The 16,835-nt window shown below is 43.3% G+C and carries 21 protein-coding genes; 11 read left to right on the top strand and 10 right to left on the bottom strand.

What is annotated here, in order from left to right; genetic code table 11:
- Complete coding sequence (locus tag QY309_07000) at positions 1–303, top strand: type II toxin-antitoxin system HigB family toxin (protein WKZ61224.1); 303 nt, start codon at positions 1–3, stop codon at positions 301–303.
- Between the two features lie 7 nt (positions 304–310).
- A complete protein-coding gene (locus QY309_07005; GenBank protein WKZ61225.1) occupies positions 311–745 on the top strand; it encodes an XRE family transcriptional regulator in 435 nt (144 codons plus the stop codon).
- Between the two features lie 7 nt (positions 746–752).
- Here QY309_07005 and QY309_07010 read toward each other — a convergent pair whose 3' ends face one another.
- Complete coding sequence (locus QY309_07010; protein WKZ61226.1) at positions 753–1,958, bottom strand: tetratricopeptide repeat protein; 1,206 nt, start codon at positions 1,956–1,958, stop codon at positions 753–755.
- 89 nt (positions 1,959–2,047) lie between these two features.
- Here QY309_07010 and QY309_07015 point away from each other — a divergent pair, with 89 nt between their 5' ends.
- Positions 2,048–2,722 carry a TetR family transcriptional regulator C-terminal domain-containing protein gene (locus QY309_07015; protein ID WKZ61227.1) on the top strand — a complete coding sequence of 225 codons (675 nt, stop codon included), beginning with the start codon at positions 2,048–2,050 and terminating at the stop codon, positions 2,720–2,722.
- A gap of 12 nt (positions 2,723–2,734) precedes the next feature.
- Positions 2,735–4,036, top strand: a complete 1,302-nt coding sequence (locus tag QY309_07020; protein ID WKZ61228.1) for an AarF/UbiB family protein — start codon at positions 2,735–2,737, stop codon at positions 4,034–4,036.
- Here QY309_07020 and QY309_07025 read toward each other — a convergent pair.
- Positions 4,033–4,869: a hypothetical protein gene (locus QY309_07025; GenBank protein ID WKZ61229.1), complete on the bottom strand. Its 837-nt coding sequence runs from the start codon at positions 4,867–4,869 to the stop codon at positions 4,033–4,035. The two genes, QY309_07020 and QY309_07025, sit on opposite strands and share 4 nt — an antisense overlap.
- A 92-nt stretch (positions 4,870–4,961) precedes the next feature.
- On the opposite strand from QY309_07025, the gene QY309_07030 reads away from it, so the two are divergent.
- Entirely contained in the window at positions 4,962–5,801 is an 840-nt protein-coding gene (locus tag QY309_07030; protein ID WKZ61230.1) for a Ku protein, read from the top strand.
- A gap of 75 nt (positions 5,802–5,876) precedes the next feature.
- Positions 5,877–6,473: a tetratricopeptide repeat protein gene (locus tag QY309_07035; GenBank protein WKZ61231.1), complete on the top strand. Its 597-nt coding sequence runs from the start codon at positions 5,877–5,879 to the stop codon at positions 6,471–6,473.
- Here the strand turns inward: QY309_07035 and QY309_07040 are convergent, their stop codons facing one another.
- Both QY309_07040 and QY309_07045 read right to left on the bottom strand, forming a co-directional pair.
- Complete coding sequence (locus tag QY309_07040) at positions 6,474–7,217, bottom strand: DUF3667 domain-containing protein (protein ID WKZ61232.1); 744 nt, start codon at positions 7,215–7,217, stop codon at positions 6,474–6,476. It abuts the gene before it with no gap.
- Positions 7,218–7,318: 101 nt separating this feature from the next.
- Entirely contained in the window at positions 7,319–7,843 is a 525-nt protein-coding gene (locus QY309_07045; protein WKZ61233.1) for a hypothetical protein, read from the bottom strand.
- Between the two features lie 146 nt (positions 7,844–7,989).
- On the opposite strand from QY309_07045, the gene QY309_07050 reads away from it, so the two are divergent.
- Positions 7,990–8,304, top strand: coding sequence for a hypothetical protein (locus QY309_07050; GenBank protein ID WKZ61234.1), 315 nt, complete (start codon positions 7,990–7,992; stop codon positions 8,302–8,304).
- A 142-nt stretch (positions 8,305–8,446) separates the two neighbouring features.
- Here the strand turns inward: QY309_07050 and QY309_07055 are convergent, their stop codons facing one another.
- Positions 8,447–8,803, bottom strand: a complete 357-nt coding sequence (locus QY309_07055; protein WKZ61235.1) for a hypothetical protein — start codon at positions 8,801–8,803, stop codon at positions 8,447–8,449.
- Positions 8,804–9,075: 272 nt separating this feature from the next.
- Between QY309_07055 and QY309_07060 the strand changes: the two genes are divergently transcribed.
- Positions 9,076–10,242, top strand: coding sequence for a phospholipase D-like domain-containing protein (locus QY309_07060; protein WKZ61236.1), 1,167 nt, complete (start codon positions 9,076–9,078; stop codon positions 10,240–10,242).
- Between the two features lie 6 nt (positions 10,243–10,248).
- Here QY309_07060 and QY309_07065 read toward each other — a convergent pair whose 3' ends face one another.
- A complete protein-coding gene (locus QY309_07065; protein ID WKZ61237.1) occupies positions 10,249–11,262 on the bottom strand; it encodes a metal-dependent hydrolase in 1,014 nt (337 codons plus the stop codon).
- A gap of 114 nt (positions 11,263–11,376) precedes the next feature.
- On the opposite strand from QY309_07065, the gene QY309_07070 reads away from it, so the two are divergent.
- From QY309_07070 to QY309_07080, 3 genes are read left to right on the top strand one after another with little or no spacing between them, the layout of a single operon-like run.
- On the top strand, positions 11,377–13,242 hold the full coding sequence (locus QY309_07070) for an ABC-F family ATP-binding cassette domain-containing protein (protein ID WKZ61238.1): 1,866 nt from the start codon (positions 11,377–11,379) through the stop codon (positions 13,240–13,242).
- Positions 13,243–13,257: 15 nt separating this feature from the next.
- A complete protein-coding gene (locus QY309_07075) occupies positions 13,258–13,596 on the top strand; it encodes a DUF3291 domain-containing protein (protein ID WKZ61239.1) in 339 nt (112 codons plus the stop codon).
- A gap of 6 nt (positions 13,597–13,602) precedes the next feature.
- Positions 13,603–14,559 (top strand): nitronate monooxygenase, encoded by a 957-nt coding sequence (locus QY309_07080; protein WKZ61240.1) that lies wholly within the window; start codon positions 13,603–13,605, stop codon positions 14,557–14,559.
- A gap of 5 nt (positions 14,560–14,564) precedes the next feature.
- Here the strand turns inward: QY309_07080 and QY309_07085 are convergent, their stop codons facing one another.
- The 4 genes from QY309_07085 to QY309_07100 all read right to left on the bottom strand — a co-directional run bounded on the left by QY309_07085 (position 14,565) and on the right by QY309_07100 (position 16,790).
- Entirely contained in the window at positions 14,565–15,074 is a 510-nt protein-coding gene (locus QY309_07085; GenBank protein WKZ61241.1) for a pyridoxamine 5'-phosphate oxidase family protein, read from the bottom strand.
- 311 nt (positions 15,075–15,385) lie between these two features.
- Positions 15,386–15,691 (bottom strand): GIY-YIG nuclease family protein, encoded by a 306-nt coding sequence (locus tag QY309_07090; protein ID WKZ61242.1) that lies wholly within the window; start codon positions 15,689–15,691, stop codon positions 15,386–15,388.
- A gap of 198 nt (positions 15,692–15,889) precedes the next feature.
- Complete coding sequence (locus QY309_07095) at positions 15,890–16,195, bottom strand: GIY-YIG nuclease family protein (GenBank protein ID WKZ61243.1); 306 nt, start codon at positions 16,193–16,195, stop codon at positions 15,890–15,892.
- 289 nt (positions 16,196–16,484) lie between these two features.
- A complete protein-coding gene (locus QY309_07100; protein WKZ61244.1) occupies positions 16,485–16,790 on the bottom strand; it encodes a GIY-YIG nuclease family protein in 306 nt (101 codons plus the stop codon).
- Positions 16,791–16,835: the final 45 nt, after the last annotated feature.

Raw genomic sequence — 16,835 nt, forward strand, 5'->3', positions numbered from 1 at the left:
GTGAACATCATTAAGCGAAAAGCGATAGTGGATTTTTGTATTGGGCATCCAGATGCAAAGACGGCTTTAAATACATGGTTTGCCGTATGTCGCAAGGCAGATTGGAAGACGTACCATGAGTTACAGCAAGATTTTCCTGAGGCTTTTCCAGTTGGTGATAACCGAGTTGTATTTGATATTAAAGGAAATAGGTATCGGTTAGTAGCAAGAGTCTTGTTCACCTATAAACAGGTTCAGATTAAATGGATCGGAACACATCGCGAATATGATAGAATTGATGTTAAAACAGTAAAAAAATATTAAGTGTATTATGTGGACAATCATTCAAACCAAGCGTGAATATGATCGGGCCCTCGATAGAATAGAGGAGTTGTCCGTAAACCCACCTTCTCCAAAGTCCTCAGAGGGTAAGGAACTGATGCTTCTTGGATTTCTTGTATCAGAGTATGAAGAAACTAATTTCCCTATTCAATACCCTGATCCAATTGAAGCCATAAAAGTCAGGATGGAAGATCTTGGATTAGCAGTCAATGATTTACTCCCGATTTTTGGCGATAAGGGTACGGCTTCGAAGGTGCTTAATCGTCAGCGAGCACTTTCAATTTCAATGATTCGTGAACTTTCCCGCAAACTTTCATTGCCTGCTGAGTTATTGATAAGGCCTGTTAAACGGAGGAATGTATCTAAAGGCGCCTTAACCGTACGTGAGCCTCGTGAAAAATATTCTGCGAAGAAGCGCAAATGATTTAGAGCTAAGGATTCTTGCAAAACCTGTCTTTAGTTTTCTGCTCTACAAGTTGCTTTAATCTTTCGGCTTTCTTCAAATCGTTGCAGGCATTTTCAAATCTACTTAGTCGATAATACGCAATTGCCCGATTGTAATACGCCACTCCATAATCGGGTTGATAGGTGATGGCTGCACTGTAATCTTCAATGGCTTCTGTGAATTTCTTTTGTGCGGCCAGAATGTTACCGCGGTTAACCCAGGCTTTGGCATAGGCATTATCCAATTCTATGGCTTCCGTGTAATCGCGGTAAGCACCGGTAAGGTCATATAGTTTTTCTTTTGTGACCCCGCGGTTCAACCAGATTTCGGGGTCAAGCCGGTTTAAACGTATGGCCATGTTGTAATCCTCCAGTGCTCCGCGGTAATTCTTTTGCAGCAACCTGTAGTAAGCGCGCTCCAGGTAAGGATCAAGCATGAGTGAATCGGTCTGGATGGCTTCTGTAAGTTGAGCTTCTGCCTCATCGTAATGGCCTGCCTTTGCTTTTGAAATAGCCAGGTTGTGTTTAGCGATGGGATGATTGGGATATAGGGACAAGGCTTTATTAAAATCTTCTATGGCTGTAAGATTATTGCATGCCTGTTTGGCGAGCCCACGGTTTACATAGTAATCGGCTTCATCAGACGAAAGACTAATGGCTGAATCGAGGTAGAGCACAGCATAACTGCAATTTCGTAGTGATGACTCAATGAGCCCCAAATAGTTATACACCTGTGCCTTTAATGCACTTTGTGCTGTCATCATTCTGTCGGTACCCGGGCTATGAGCCGATTGCCGGTAAAAGATCATGTTCGTTTCACCGGGAGCCACGTGCAGCAATTTTTTAAAATCAACTTTGGCTTCAACAAACTTTTTAAGTTGAAACAACAACGCCCCACGGCTCAGCAGCACTTCATATTGGTCGGATTTAAACTCCAGACTGATGGCATAATCCCGAAGGGCCAGATCGGGTTTGTTTAAGCGCTCGTAGGCGGAAGCACGGGCATTGTATGCTTCGGTATAAGCGGGGTACTCAGCCAGACTTCTGGAAAACAGTTCCACAGCATCCGCAAGCCTTCCATCATGCTGAGCCTTAAATCCATCTTCCAGTAAGGTTTCAGCTTGTTTAATCTTGTCCTGCGCAAAGGTGGTCAGGGTAATAGCCAGGCAAAGTACGATAGCGGTTCGAACCATACGGATAAGGAATACAAAGCGCGCATGGAAGTAACACAACTTTATGTTAAAAAGCTCAAACTTTTACACAATCCTGATGTTTTAGAGGTATGGAAAAAGCTAAGAAGTCTTCGAAAAAATCAGCCAATAATGTAACGGCAGAAACCATTATTTCGGCCTACCAGGAACACGTTTTGATGGAGGGAAAGCAACCCTCAACCGTATTCCGGTTTTGCCGCGACATTGGTATTCAAGAAACCGACTTTTATAAAGTTGCCGGATCATTTGAAGCGCTGGAAAAACTGATCTGGTCGGGTTATATGGAAAAAACCATCGCGCGCCTGGAGGGTGACGCGGATTACGCAAATTTCAGTGCACGCGAAAAGCTACTGGCCTTTTACTTTACATTAGCTGAAGAGCTTAAAGCAAACCGCAGTTTTTGCGTGTTGCTTCTTAACCGCCACCCGAAGCTGGAAATCGTGCCAGGATTTTTAAAAACTTTCAAATCCAGGTTTGAATCGTTTGTCGACAGTGTGCTGAATGATGGTAAAACAAAAGGAGAGGTTGCAGAACGTCCGTACCTCGACAAGCGCTATCCGCAATTGTTTTGGGTTCACCTGGCTTTATTGCTGATGTTCTGGAAAAGTGATGACAGTGTGGGATTTGAAAAGACCGATGCGTTTATTGAAAAATCGGTGAACCTGGCATTCGACTTAATCGGAAAAGGCGCAGTTGACTCGGCCATTGATTTCGGTAAGTTTCTGTATCAGAGCGGCAAGAATTAGGAGGGAAGATTTGTGAAAGAATTTGATAAGATACCCGTAACCAAGGTTCAGCGGGCCACCAAGTTTATCGCCACAGGCGCAAAAATCGGTACCAACTATTTAAAGCATTACAGCAAAAAGCTTGTTGATCCAAAGGTTAGTCGCAATGAACTTCATGAAGACAATGCCAAGGACATTTACAACTCGCTAAGCGAGCTTAAAGGCAGTGCGTTGAAGGTAGCGCAAATGCTGAGCATGGATAAGAACCTGTTGCCCAAGGCGTATCAACAGAAGTTTACCATGGCACAATACAGTGCACCGCCACTTTCATTTCCGTTAGTGGTTAAAACGTTTAAGCAATATTTTGGTAAGGGCCCGGAGCAGTTGTTTGATACGTTTACGCACAAAGCCGTAAATGCTGCTTCAATGGGTCAGGTGCACCAGGCTACGCTAAACGGTATAAAGCTGGCTGTTAAAATTCAATATCCCGGCATTGGTGATAGTGTTAAATCAGACCTGGCGATGGTAAAACCTATCGCGTTGAGCATGTTTGATTTAAACCCTGCTGATTACAACGAATTTATTCAGGAAGTTGAACAACGAATGATGGAGGAAACCGATTACCAGTTGGAGTTGAAACGCTCCATGGAGTTGTCGGCTAAGAGTAAGCATATCAATAACTTATTATTCCCGACTTATTACCCTGATTTTTCTGCGGATAAGATTCTTACCATGGATTGGATTGATGGCAAACCGTTAGGGGAGTTGTTGGGCAAATCGATACCGGCTGATGCCGGTCAGCAGTTGGGCCAGGCCATGTGGGATTTCTATCAGTTTCAGATGCACGAACTAAAAAGTGTACATGCGGATCCACATCCGGGGAATTTTATCATCACATCAGATTACAAACTCGGCATTATCGACTTTGGATGTGTGAAAGTTATTCCTGAGGATTTTTACAATCAGTATTTCAAGCTGTTGGATCGGAACCTGTTAATCGATAAGAAGGAAATGGAGCGTGTGTTCTATGCCATGCGTTTTATCTACCCGGATGATCCTGCCAAAGACAAGCAATTCTTTATTCAATTGTTTACGCAATTGGTTGAATTATTGAGCCGACCATTCGCAAGTGATTACTTCGATTTTTCGGATGCTTCTTACTTTGAAACGCTTTACAACTTTGGAGAGAAATTATCGAATATGAAGGAATTGCGTGAATCCAAAAAGGCGAGGGGCGTGCGCGATGCGTTGTATATCAACCGTACCTACTTTGGGTTATACAACATCCTGCACGAGTTGAAAGCCAATGTTCGGGTTAAGCCAGTTGCCGCTTAACGGCCTGCATTACGTAAAAAGAAATTCAACCGGAACTTTATCCAGGTTTCCAAACGCGGCTGACCAGCAATGAATTTGGTGATTTGAAGTGATGCCGATGTATTCGTACCGATCATCTTACCTAAATCCAACCGGAGAAAAAGAAAGTAGGTGTCTTCTACGAACGTGTGAATGTATTCCGGGTGAAGTGAAACCCATCCCGACCATGAATCCAACACAAAGGTTGCCGGCAAACTCATACTGATGACTTTAAGTTGATCGTTGAGATCAGGGTTATCCAAATCGGGTACGCCATCGCCACCACCAAGACTGTTAAGTCGTGCTGATGAAATTTGAAAGTTAAGTGAAGGGAAAAGGTGAAAAGCCTCATCGGGACGGATTGCCACCACGATACCGGGTTTGTATACCCATGCACCCGTACCACGACCAAGGCGTGCGTTGCCGGTTGGTGCAGTGGCCTCAAATGTAGCCGTGATGCGCTGCAGGCCTAATGGATCTTTCGATTGATAAGCTACACCATGATAATAGAACTTCATGTCCCCAATGCCTGTGGTGTTTTCAAATCCGGCAAAATCGCCACTGAAAATAGAATGCACGACCGGCACAGCAATGCCCATGGCATGCCGCTTTCCCAGGCCATACACAAAGCCTGGCTTGAAGGAATAGAACTTGTTCTCAGCTACGAAATAGTACGAATCCAGATCAAGCGTAAAACGGCTGTCCATCAGGGCAGGGTGGTACGGTTCAAGCCTGTCTATATCCGTTTGGGCAAACAGGTTTGGGATGATCGTCCACAAAAACAAGGTAAAAAGCCACTCTTTCTGTATTCTCATAAGCTTAAAGATAATAGCTGAGGTTATATTTGTTAAATACGTTCATTGTCAATACTTTAGTATCCCTTATTTCATTTTTTAAACGAAGTATTATGAGAGCGATCTGGAAAGGGCATATCCGTTTTTCACTGGTCACGATACCGGTTCGGATATACAACGCTATTGACTCTGCACAAACCATCAGCTTTAACCTGCTATCCCGCAAAGGGCATAACCCGGTTGCGTATGAAAAGAAAGACAAGGTTACCGGTGAAGTATTACGCACGGAGGACATCATAAAAGGGTATCAATATGAGCCTGGACAGTTTGTAATTATAGAACAGGAGGACTTTGAAAAGGTTAAGCTGAAAAGCACCCGCGTTATTGATATTGAGGGGTTTGTGCAGGCAGAAGAAGTGCATGCCACCTTGTATGAATCACCGTACTACATTGGCCCGGATGGTGATGTAGCCGCTAAGAGTTACGGCTTATTGTGCGAAACGTTGAAGCAAACCGGTCGTGTGGGGGTTGGGCGTGTGGTATTGCGCGATCGCGAGACTGTGGTGCTGCTGGCTCCCCATGAAAGTGGCTTAATGGTTTACAGGTTGCGTTACCCCAATGAAGTGCGCAGCATTAAAGAAGTGCCCGGTATTTTGGAAACAATCAATGCCGATAAGGAACAACTCAAGCTGGCCAAAACCCTGGTCGATTCCATGACCCGCCAGTTTGTGGATATTGAAATGAAGGATCACTACACTGAAGAGCTGAAGAAGATGATTCAGGCCAAGATTGAAGGTAAGGAGATTATAACCGTGGCCGAAGAAGAGCCTGAAGTAGTGGATATTATGACGGCCCTTAAAGCCAGTATTGAACAAGCCAAGAAGAAGCCGATGGAGAAGGCAAAAGGCAAGGTTGCAGAGGCAGAGAAGAAGCAGAGAAGGAAGGCGAGCTAGGAGGCTTCGAGCTGCAAAGCTACGAGCTTCAAGCTTTGGCTTTTTGCTTTCGCGTTTCAGCCGTACCTTTGGGACATGGCTAAAGTAGTGAAGTTTCCAGGAACCGAGCCGTTGAAGTTTGGGCTGCAAAAGGCCCGAAAGAAAAAGGCTTCGGATCATTCCAAAAACGGGCAGCTTTCACTTTTTGAACGAGGCAAGGTTATCAAGCTTGGCCATTACTCCACATTTGAAGAAGCATTTCTGCTTGATGAAGGGGGTGATACCCAACGTGCCCAGCAACAATACCTGAAGTCTATTGCAGAAGGAGAGAACCTCGCAGACGCGAATTGTAATTTAGGAATTCTCGAATCGCAATCGGGCAACACTACCAAAGCCATCGATTATTTTACGCAAGCCTTAAAGGCTGATCCGCGCCATTACGAATCGCATTACAACCTGGCCAATATTTATGCTGAGATTGGAAATTATCCGTTGGCCAAAGTGCATTACCGCATGGCCATCGAAATAGAACCTGATTTTCCCAACAGCTATTTCAATTTAGGGTTAACGCTGGCCGTGAATAAAGAATTTGCCGAGGCCATCGAAACGTTGCAGCAGTACCTGAAACTTGTTCCGCAGGGGGACCATCATCAGGTGCACGACCTGATCGATCAATTAAGTTCATTGATCTGATTATACCGACCAGAAGGTGATCAGAAAAAGAATGAAGCGATAGGCTTCCAATGCCAGAAATAATCCCAAAATACCCAATATACTTTTCAGAATTAGTCGCTTGCCTTTTTGTGCATAAAAATTTCGGGCAGCCCGGTAGAGGAAGTACAGGTTTGTAACCACAAAAACGATCGTCAGGCTGCCATCATTTAAATATTCATTCCAGCTTAGTTCTCCCCATCGGAACAACCGACTGGCAATCCATAGCAGCACGGAAAGCACAATGGCATTGATAAAAATGTTGAAACTGACCAACTCAACGGCCAGTGTCGTGTGATCGGTAAAGTATCGGTTTTTCTTTCTGAAAATCAGGCTCAATGGAAGTGCAGCCAGCAACACAAAAATGATTACTAATAATTTGGCGAGACCGGTGGTTTTATCGTTGTACATCAATTCAAATGCGGCCAGACTCATCCCTTCCTGGGCCAACCGGTTTACGACCATATCGCGGGCGAATGCGCTGTGGAAGAGGTAATACATTTGTGTGCGCAACGAGGAATTGAATAATTGTAAGATTGGAAAGAGAAAATAAATGAGGTTGAGAATAAAAAATAATTGAAGTGGCCGAATGTAATTCACCCGCCTTCCTTCCGCGTATTCTTTTGAGATGAACCCCGGTTTTGAAATGATGTACCACAACGACTTGATAAACTTGTTATCCGCAAAGGTTATGGCAATCAGAATGTTGCTGAGGAACGATTTCATGGATCGATCCTGAGGCAGAATTACTTTCTCACCGCACTGATTGCAGTAAACTCCCGTGAAGGAGTGTCCGCAGCTTTTACAGGTATGTACTTCTTGTTCGCTCACGCTGCTTTTTTGTTCAGTTGTTTAATGGTGTTACGCGCTCTTGAAACCAATCCGGCACTACCATATGGCAGAATGTCTTCCAATATCATAATCAATTCCCGTTTAAGGTCGGGATTTGTTTTGGCAATGTTAGCCAATACGGTCATGGAAAACGCACGAACCGCAATGGCTTCCTTGTTATCCTGCAGGTAGTCAAAGCATAGCGTGGCAACTTCACCATGCAGACTTTTCGGTACTTCAATAAATTGCAGCAGGCGAATGGTGTTTCGTTTTACCGCATTGTGATGTGCTGGTTGTTTAAGATTTTTCAGCAGCCTTTTGAGGTGGGGTTTAACGATTTCAGGATGGTATTCAACACAAATGCTTAATGGCCAGGCAGCGCGCTGTGTTGCCCGGTATGGACCTTTTAAAAACAAATTCACTAATTCAGAGAACCGCTCGGAGTCGTTGCCCACATAACGAACAATTTTGAGCGTTTGTGCTTTGCTATGCTCTTTTAGAATTTCTCTCTCCAAATCCATGTAAAACAAAAGTCTGTAAAAAATTTGATTCCTGAACAGGATTTAATAGTCAAGCCTTTGGCTGATGTTCATCAGCTTTAGTCCTTGATTTCAATCAGGGAAAAGGAAATGAATAAATACGAAGTTACCTATCCAAGCGAACGATTATGAAAAATACAGGTATTTGGATCGATTCGCGCGAGGCGCGGATTGTACAGGTGGTGGATGGAAAGCAGATCAGCCTGAACCGGATGTTTTCGGGCTTGAACATGCGCGAACATTTTGAGGGTGAAACCTCTCGTAAAGTGAAACGTGGTTTTACGGGGTTTGATTATGAACGGCAACAGCGAAACCGCCATAATCAATCGTTGAAACAGTTTTGCCAGGCTGTAGCTCGGGTGGTTGATACAAGCGATTATGTTTACTTACTTGGTCCAGCGCAAACCAAACTGATCTTAGAAAAAAGAACTGAAGGAGGGTAATTCCTATGCCCGCATTTTGGGCGTAGAAGCCTGCGACAAGCTATCCGATAATAAGTTGATAGAAAAAGTAAAAGGTTACTTCAATACCTATTTACCAAGCACGAAACAAAGGGCAAAAAAGCAGTCAACGGTTGTGGCTTAATCAGGCGCTGTAGCGGTATTCCAATTGGTGGCTTGCCATGGATTGAATCAACGCTTCTTCCTGTGGGGTAAAAGCAATCTCCTTTTTCTTGTTGCGGATGCTTTCAAAGTATTTCTCCAGGCTGGGGTAGAAGTTTAACCTGAATTTAAAAACCGTTTTGCTGCCAATAGCTTTTTTCAGATCGCGTAAAGAGGTGCGGTCATCCACCCACAATAAGTAAAGCGAATCACTTTCTGGTGAACCGGGCATGTACGGAAAGTTAGACCGTTCCAGGTTCTCCAAAACTTCGTCCTTAAACCCAGGTTTTCCGGCAATATAAATCGTTGTCCATTCCATAGAGAAAATTCCTTTTTTCATCTTTTACCGTATTTACATACGAGCTTCCGCTCCATCACAAATGAAAATGTGGTGGTGGCGTATTCGTTAAAAATTTTATGTAACTTACTGTAAATCAATTCTTTTAATGTTACTCACGAATACTAACGGAAGTTGTTGGTTAAGGTTCCATAAAAGGAAAAATTGTTTGAATAATTTTTTAGTTGAAATTTCCGGTCGGATAGTAAGTGAAGTGATACCCATTCCAAACTTTACATGACAACGTTTGGCGTTTATTCTGTTGATTTGTGTTTATGGAGTTTCATGATGCCCTAACCATTACCCGGCAAGGGTACGTTGCCAATGATGGGGCCCGTTTGGTTCGTGCCGGTCGTGAGTATTTTCAGTTGTTGCAGCAGCTTATTCGCGAGGCCAGACACACCATTCATTTACAAACATACATTTTTGAGGAGGATGAAACGGGAAAGGAAGTTATTCAGGAATTGCTGTTGGCAGCACAACGGGGTGTAAAGATTTATATAATAATTGATGGATATGCTTCCCAGAATTTTTCGGATGAGTTAGTGGAGCGTTTGCGATCTGCGGGAATCTATTTTCGGTTTTTTGCTGCCTATTTCAGAAGCAAGTACTTCTATTTTGGCAGGAGAATGCATCACAAGGTTTTTGTGGCGGATGCTAAGCGAAGTTTAGTCGGGGGGATCAATATTGGAAATCATTATAATGACACGGCTACGAATGTGGCCTGGTTGGATTGGGCAACTTACGTGGAAGGACCAGTGGGCTTGTTGCTTCAGCAGATTTGTGAAAGGCGGGTTAAGAATGAAACGTTTACCCGCATTGTATTGCCACCCGTTCCGGATCTCACAAATCGAATTTTAGTTCGCCCGCGCATTAACGATTGGGTTCGCAGAAGGCGCGAAATCTCGCTCAGCTATACGGAGATGTTTAAGGAAGCGAAATCACACATCACCATGGTATCCAGTTATTTTATTCCGGGTAACATCTTGAAACGTTATATAGCCGGTGCTGCAAAGCGTGGTGTGAAAATCCGGGTTATCCAAACCGGAATATCTGATGTAACCATAGCCAAGTATGCCGAGCGTTACATGTACAATTGGTTTTTACGAAATGGCATTGAGTTGTATGAGTATCAACCCAAAGTGTTGCACGCCAAGCTGGCTACCTATGACGGCAAATGGGTGACGGTAGGATCCTATAACCTCAACAACATCAGTGCATATGCGAGTGTGGAGTTAAACCTGGATATTCTCGATACAGATTTTGCTAAAGATGCTGAAGCCAGATTGCAACGAATTATCAATCATGACTGTATTCAAATAACCCCTGAGTATTTTCAAAAAAAGCAAACGTTGTTAGAACGTTTTCTGCAACGCAGTGCATATGATATTTTCAGGATAATACTCTTTTTGTTCACATTCTATTTCAAGCAACGTGATTGAAGGTTTTCACTGTTCTCCACGAATTCTTCTAATAAGTGCGCGCACCGTTTCACCATTCCAGTTTGCAAACCGGCCACGTTGAATCACTAATAAATTGTCATCGGGATGGCTGAGGTAAAAGTGAAACACAAACTCATTATTGGGTGTGGCCCAACCGGTAATTTGCCCGAAGCGCAGATCATTGAAAATCAGTTTGCCGTCTTTTTGTTTAACAGTATAATATCCTTGTGAAAAGCGGATGAGGTGTTGTAATGATTCATGCCCGGCTACTTCGTTTAGTAACTCTTTATTTCTGGGGAAGTAATGAAAATCAATGGTTTCACTTCGATCAAAAACTGAGCGATGCGCAACATGAAATCCACTGTCATCTTCAACAGCTACAAACCAAAGCCAACTGTTTAAAGGCGTTGGGGTAGTGAGGTATCTTGAATGTTCGATATTTTGTTTTTTTAGCGCGGAAGCAACATCACGCTCAATGGTAAATTTGTTAAAGGCAGCATATAGCAAGTAGCCTGTTGAAAGCAGCAACGACCACATGGCCCATTTCATCCGTAGGGGATGATTGTTTTTTAATATAAGCAACACAAGGGCAGCAACACCAACCCAAATGGAGAAGAACGGATCGGCCACAAAAAGAAAATGAAAGGAGATGCGTTCATGACTGAAGGGTTCAAGCCAGCCTGTGCCATACGCGTTGCAGCCATCAATCAACAGGTGTAGCATCATCTGTACACCCAGAAAAATCATCCAGGCGCCCAGACGCATATCGGGTTTGCGGTACCATCGGTCGGCAAACAAAGCAAAACCAATAGTTGTGAGGCCGATAAACAGAAAGGAGTGTGTAAACCCGCGGTGAGCTAGCAGGTTTTCTGAAAAAGTCATCCAAAAGGAAGCCACGAAATCGATATCGGGTAAACTTTGGGCAATTGCCCCGATAAACATGGCGTGCTTACCTAGTTTTTTTCCGGCCAACACTTCGCCAACAACAGCACCAATGGCAATATGGGTTATCGAATCCATCGCAAGCGAAGATACGGGTTACGGGTTAATCGCCTGAATGATATTTGTCACCCGATTGGATAATTCCTGCCCACTTCACCGTACCTTTGTAGCTTGATTTAATGCTGTTTGTTTGTGAATTACCTTTCTGCTGAACTCATTTCGAAATCGTTTAATGATCGCTGGCTGTTTAAAGACCTTTCGCTGGGCATTTCCCAGGGCGAAAAACTGGCTTTTGTTGGCAATAATGGCGTTGGAAAGTCCACGCTGTTGAAAATATTAACTGGTGAGCTGGCTTCCGATTCCGGATCGGTGGTCATTCGGGATGGTATCCGGCTAGGATATTTAACGCAACAACCCTCGGTTGATGAAAACCTATTGGTGAAGGATGTACTTTTCAACGATGGCAATGCGGTGGCATTGGCCGTGAAGGAATACGAAGATTGTTTGCATCACCCTGATGTTTCTCCCGAACGCATGCAGGCTGCTTTGGAGAAAATGGAAGAGCTGAATGCCTGGGATTACGACTCGAAAGTTCAGGAAGTTACCGGCAAACTTGGTGTACCGGATATGGACAAAAGGTTTGGTGAACTTTCAGGCGGACAAAAGAAACGGATATTCTTAGCGCAGCTTTTATTGAATGAGCCAGACCTGATCATCATGGATGAGCCCACTAACCACCTTGATCTTTCAGCCATTGAATGGTTGGAAAATTACCTGGCTGGTCCGCAGATTACCCTGATCATGGTTACGCACGATCGCTATTTTCTCGATGCGGTGGCTACTGAAATTATAGAACTCGACCGCAGGCAATTGTTTCGGTACAAAGGCAACTATGCTTACTTTCTGGAAAAGAAAGCTGAGCGTGAAGAAATATTAAAAGCAGAAGTAAGCAAGGCGCGTAACCTATTGAAGAAAGAACTCGAGTGGATGAGGCGACAGCCCAAAGCGCGTGGAACGAAAGCGAAATACCGTGTAGAAGCATTTTATGAACTAAAAGAAAAGGCGTCACAGGATTTGCGCAAGGACAGGCTTGAGCTGGATATTAAAGAAGCACGACAGGGCGGAAAAATTCTGGAAGTCAATCACCTTTCGAAAGCCTTTAACGGCCAACCGATGGTGGATAATTTTTCCTATGTGTTTAAGAAAAACGACCGCATTGGCGTGGTGGGCAACAATGGGGTAGGAAAGAGTACGTTTTTGAATTTGATCACGCAGCGCCTTAAGCCCGATGCAGGTGAAGTGCTGCCGGGCGTGACTACCAAGTATGGATACTTCACACAGGATTCAATGAACCTGAATCCTGCCAACCGGGTAATAGAAGAAGTGAAAAATATTGCTGAGTTTATTACACTTTCGGATGGCTCGCAGGTTTCAGCTTCCAAGTTTCTCGATAACTTTTTGTTTCCGCCCGAGAAGCAATACACCTATGTAGAAAAACTAAGTGGAGGGGAGAAGAAGCGTTTGCAGTTGCTGAAGATGTTGGTAACGAATCCGAATTTTTTAATTCTGGATGAACCAACCAACGATTTTGACATCGATACGCTGAATGTATTGGAAGAATTTCTGGAGAAGTTTACCGGGTGTTTGTTGCTGGTTTCGCACGATCGTTATTTTATGGATCACCTGGTGGATCAGTTGTTTGTGTTTGAAGGCGAAGGAAAAATCCGTTTCTTTAACGGCAACTATACCGATTACCGTGATTGGGTAGAGGAGCAGGAAGCTGTTGATGTTAAACCTGAAGTCGCGAAACTTCCCATGCAGGATGAAAAGCCTGTTGCCAAGAAAGTTTCGTACAAGGACAAACAGGAGTATGAGCAACTTCAAAAAGAAATTGAAGTGTTGGAAAAGCAGAAATCGGAGTTGGAAGAAAAAGTAAATTCAGGCATTACCGATCATACCAAACTGCAGGAGTTAGGACAGCAGCTTCAGGTTATTGCTGCCAGTTTGGATGCGAAGACTATGCGCTGGCTTGAGTTATCCGAACTTGTTGAATCATAAAAATGCAGATTGCTTATGATGGTGACCATTACCAGTATCCAACTTAAATCTCCGCTCAAGTTTTTTGCACTGTCGTATCGCGCCATGAATATTATGTTTCAGTTGAAGAAGACAAATGTAGTGCAAATGAAAAAGTATGGGTTTTGGACAAAGCACTATACCATGACCGCCTGGAACAGCGAACAAGAGTTGAAAGACTTTGCTAAATCGGGTGCACATCTGGAGGCGATGAAGCTCAGTGCGGATATTGCAACCGAAGTTCGTACACTTACCTTGCCGATGGAAAAACTTCCGGATTGGAAGATGGCAAAGCAATTACTGGAAACGCAAGGAAAGGTTTTAACATTTAACTGATCTCTAATGGCCGCACAAACGCTCGATAAACTGCTGGGTATTGATTACCCGATCATCGTGGCCCCGATGTTTCTGATATCCAATACAAAGATGGTAAAGGCTGCTCTCGACAATGGGGTTACCGCAGCATTTCCGGCTTTGAATTACCGAACCGATAAGGAGTTGCGGGCTGCTATTCAGGAGATCAAACAATATTCCAACAAGCCATTTGGTGTAAACCTTATCGTTAACAAGTCGAATCCGAAATACAAAGCACAACTGGAAACCTTATTGGAGTTGAAAGTTGATTTTATCATTACGTCATTAGGCAATCCCAAAGAAGTAGTAGAAAAATGTAAACCACTCGGCATTAAAGTTTTTTGTGATGTAGTTGATTTGACCTATGCCAAAAAGGTTGAATCGCTTGGAGCCGATGCGGTGATTGCGGTGAACAGCGAAGCAGGCGGACATGCCGGGAACATTTCACCGAAAGACCTTGTAACCTTGTTAAAAGAAAATCTCAGTATTCCGATTATTTCTGCTGGTGGCATCGCTTCGGCTGATGGTATAAAGGAAGTGATGGCATGGGGTGCAGCCGGTGTTTCGGTGGGTACCATTTTTATTGCCAGCGAAGAAGCCGATGTAACACCTGAATACAAACAGGCCATGATCGATTATGGTGCCAAAGATATTGTTCGCACCAACAAACTTTCCGGATCACCGTTAACAGTTATCAACACGCCCTATGTTCAACAGATGGGAACCGAAGCCAGTTGGCTTGAGCGAATGATGAACAATAACAAGCGACTTAAGAAGTACATAAAAATGATTCTTGCATTTCGGGGCATGAAGGCGGTAGAAAAAGCCGCTACAGGCGCAACCTACAAAACACTTTGGTGTGCCGGACCGGCCATTGAACACGTGCATAGCGTACGGCCCATGAAAGAGATCGTGCAGTCCCTTACGGTTGGGTTAACAAAATAATTTTCTTAGTTAGTTTTTTGAAAAACAAATACTTCCGGTTGCCAGGTTTTTTCGTTACCGTTTATTTCTCTTTTGTACGAGATAACTTCAAGTTTTAGGGGCACAACTTTAATTAGCAGGTATGCTTCGTTTCGGTTTGGGTAAAAAGCCGACCATTCTGTTTTCCATCGTTTGTCTTTTTCTGATTGGTCGTTCACCAATGTAGCACGGCCATATAGCGAAACATAACCGTTTTCTCCATCCTGGTAGTACAACGTAACGGTTACATTTTTTTTGATCTCCTTTACCTTTCGGCTATTCGGATTTGTAGCCAACCAAACCGTAAAGTCTTTTTCCGGTTTGAAAGGATCCATAGTTCTTGCCCGTGGTATTTTCTTGTCCAATGTAATGAGCACACAAGTAGGAGAGGCTTCCATGATTTCTCGCGCTGAGGATAGGATGGTAGAGTCTTGCGTGGATTGGCCATGGAGCGTGAATGAGATGAATAGAAGTAAAGCGAGAGTTATTCTAAGCATATTCTGATAGTTTCTTGTTTGTCACCCAGATCTTTTTGTCACTCTGAGCATAGTCGAAGAGTGACTAGTTCCCACGTCATGCTTCGACTGTGCTCAGCATGACATAACTTTTTTGTCACTCTGAGCATAGTCGAAGAGTGACTAGTTCCCACGTCATGTTTCGACTGAGCTCAACATGACATAACTTTTTTGTCACTCTGAGCATAGTCGAAGAGTGACTAGTTCCCACGTCATGTTTCGACTGAGCTCAGCATGACATAACTTTTTTGTCATCCTGAGCTTGTCGAAGGATGATTAGTCCGTACTAAGTTTTATGAGGCCCTTTTCTTTCCTTTGGCAAGTATCTTCAATTTATCCCAATCTCGATCGAAAAGCGCTTCCTTCTTTTTCCTACTCCAACCCTTTAATTGTTTCTCCCAACTAATAGCCTGATTGATATCTGAAAAATACTCATAATATTTTAATGTTACTGGCCTTCTGTTGTAAGTAAAACTTTTCGGGTCAATACCTTCATTGTGTTCCCAGATTCTTCTATCCAGGTTGTTGGTTACGCCTGTATAATACATTCTATCTGAGCATTCAACTATGTAAACAAAGTAGTTATGTTCACGAGGCATAGAAAGAAATTTTTACTTGTAAATATTTCTTATCGTCACGTCATGCTTCGACTGTGCTCAGCATGACATAACTTTTTTGTCACTCTGAGCATAGTCGAAGAGTGACTAGTTCCCACGTCATGTTTCGACTGAGCTCAACATGACATAACTTTTTTGTCATCCTGAGCTTGTCGAAGGGTGACTAGTTCATGCTAAATTCTAGGAGGCTCTTTTCTTTCCTTTGGCAAGTATCTTCAATTTATCCCAATCGCGATCGAAAAGGGCTTCCTTCTTTTTTCTACTCCAACCCTTCAATTGTTTCTCCCAACTGATAGCCTGATTGATATCTGAGAAATATTCATAATATTTTAATAGTACTGGCCTTCTGTTGTAGGTAAAACTTTTCGGGTCAATGCCTTCATTGTGCTCCCAGATTCTTCTATCCAGGTTGTTGGTTACGCCTGTATAATATAGTCCATCTGAGCATTCAACTATGTAAACGAAGTAATGATGATCACGAGGCATAGAAGGAAATTTATTAAACTATTTTAGTCCCCACTTCATGCTTCAACAGCGCTCAGCGTGATATAGCTCTTTGTTACCTCTGCTTACTTCTGTCACCCTGAGCTTAGTCGAAGGGTGACTAGTCCCCACGTCATGCTTCGACTGTGCTCAGCATGACATAACTTTTTTGTCACTCTGAGCATAGTCGAAGAGTGACTAGTCCCCACGTCATGTTTCGACTGAGCTCAACATGACATAAACTTTTTTGTCATCCTGAGCTTGTCGAAGGGTGACTAGTTCATGCTAAATTCTAGGAGGCTCTTTTCTTTCCTTTGGCAAGTATCTTCAATTTATCCCAATCGCGATCGAAAAGGGCTTCCTTCTTTTTTCTACTCCAACCCTTCAATTGTTTCTCCCAACTGATAGCCTGATTGATATCTGAGAAATATTCATAGTATTTTAATAGTACTGGCCTTCTGTTGTAGGTAAAACTTTTCGGGTCAATGCCTTCATTGTGCTCCCAGATTCTTCTATCCAGGTTGTTGGTTACGCCTGTATAATATAGTCCATCTGAGCATTCAACTATGTAAACGAAGTAATGATGATCACGAGGCATAGAAGGAAATTTTTACTTGTAAATATTTCTTATCGTCACGTCATG

The organism is Cyclobacteriaceae bacterium (genome assembly GCA_030584025.1).
GTDB lineage: Bacteria > Bacteroidota > Bacteroidia > Cytophagales > Cyclobacteriaceae > UBA2336.

Bases quoted from the DNA above. Each gene is read 5' to 3' on its own strand.
- QY309_07090 (WKZ61242.1), bottom strand. From the start codon at position 15,691: ATGCCTCGTGAACATAACTACTTTGTTTACATAGTTGAATGCTCAGAT.
- QY309_07030 (WKZ61230.1), top strand. From the start codon at position 4,962: ATGAGAGCGATCTGGAAAGGGCATATCCGTTTTTCACTGGTCACGATA.
- QY309_07025 (WKZ61229.1), bottom strand. From the start codon at position 4,869: ATGAGAATACAGAAAGAGTGGCTTTTTACCTTGTTTTTGTGGACGATC.
- QY309_07035 (WKZ61231.1), top strand. From the start codon at position 5,877: ATGGCTAAAGTAGTGAAGTTTCCAGGAACCGAGCCGTTGAAGTTTGGG.
- QY309_07065 (WKZ61237.1), bottom strand. From the start codon at position 11,262: ATGGATTCGATAACCCATATTGCCATTGGTGCTGTTGTTGGCGAAGTG.
- QY309_07060 (WKZ61236.1), top strand. From the start codon at position 9,076: ATGGAGTTTCATGATGCCCTAACCATTACCCGGCAAGGGTACGTTGCC.
- QY309_07080 (WKZ61240.1), top strand. From the start codon at position 13,603: ATGGCCGCACAAACGCTCGATAAACTGCTGGGTATTGATTACCCGATC.
- QY309_07100 (WKZ61244.1), bottom strand. From the start codon at position 16,790: ATGCCTCGTGATCATCATTACTTCGTTTACATAGTTGAATGCTCAGAT.
- QY309_07075 (WKZ61239.1), top strand. From the start codon at position 13,258: ATGATGGTGACCATTACCAGTATCCAACTTAAATCTCCGCTCAAGTTT.
- QY309_07050 (WKZ61234.1), top strand. From the start codon at position 7,990: ATGAAAAATACAGGTATTTGGATCGATTCGCGCGAGGCGCGGATTGTA.
- QY309_07085 (WKZ61241.1), bottom strand. From the start codon at position 15,074: ATGCTTAGAATAACTCTCGCTTTACTTCTATTCATCTCATTCACGCTC.
- QY309_07040 (WKZ61232.1), bottom strand. From the start codon at position 7,217: ATGAAATCGTTCCTCAGCAACATTCTGATTGCCATAACCTTTGCGGAT.
- QY309_07045 (WKZ61233.1), bottom strand. From the start codon at position 7,843: ATGGATTTGGAGAGAGAAATTCTAAAAGAGCATAGCAAAGCACAAACG.
- QY309_07095 (WKZ61243.1), bottom strand. From the start codon at position 16,195: ATGCCTCGTGATCATCATTACTTCGTTTACATAGTTGAATGCTCAGAT.
- QY309_07005 (WKZ61225.1), top strand. From the start codon at position 311: ATGTGGACAATCATTCAAACCAAGCGTGAATATGATCGGGCCCTCGAT.
- QY309_07055 (WKZ61235.1), bottom strand. From the start codon at position 8,803: ATGAAAAAAGGAATTTTCTCTATGGAATGGACAACGATTTATATTGCC.
- QY309_07010 (WKZ61226.1), bottom strand. From the start codon at position 1,958: ATGGTTCGAACCGCTATCGTACTTTGCCTGGCTATTACCCTGACCACC.
- QY309_07015 (WKZ61227.1), top strand. From the start codon at position 2,048: ATGGAAAAAGCTAAGAAGTCTTCGAAAAAATCAGCCAATAATGTAACG.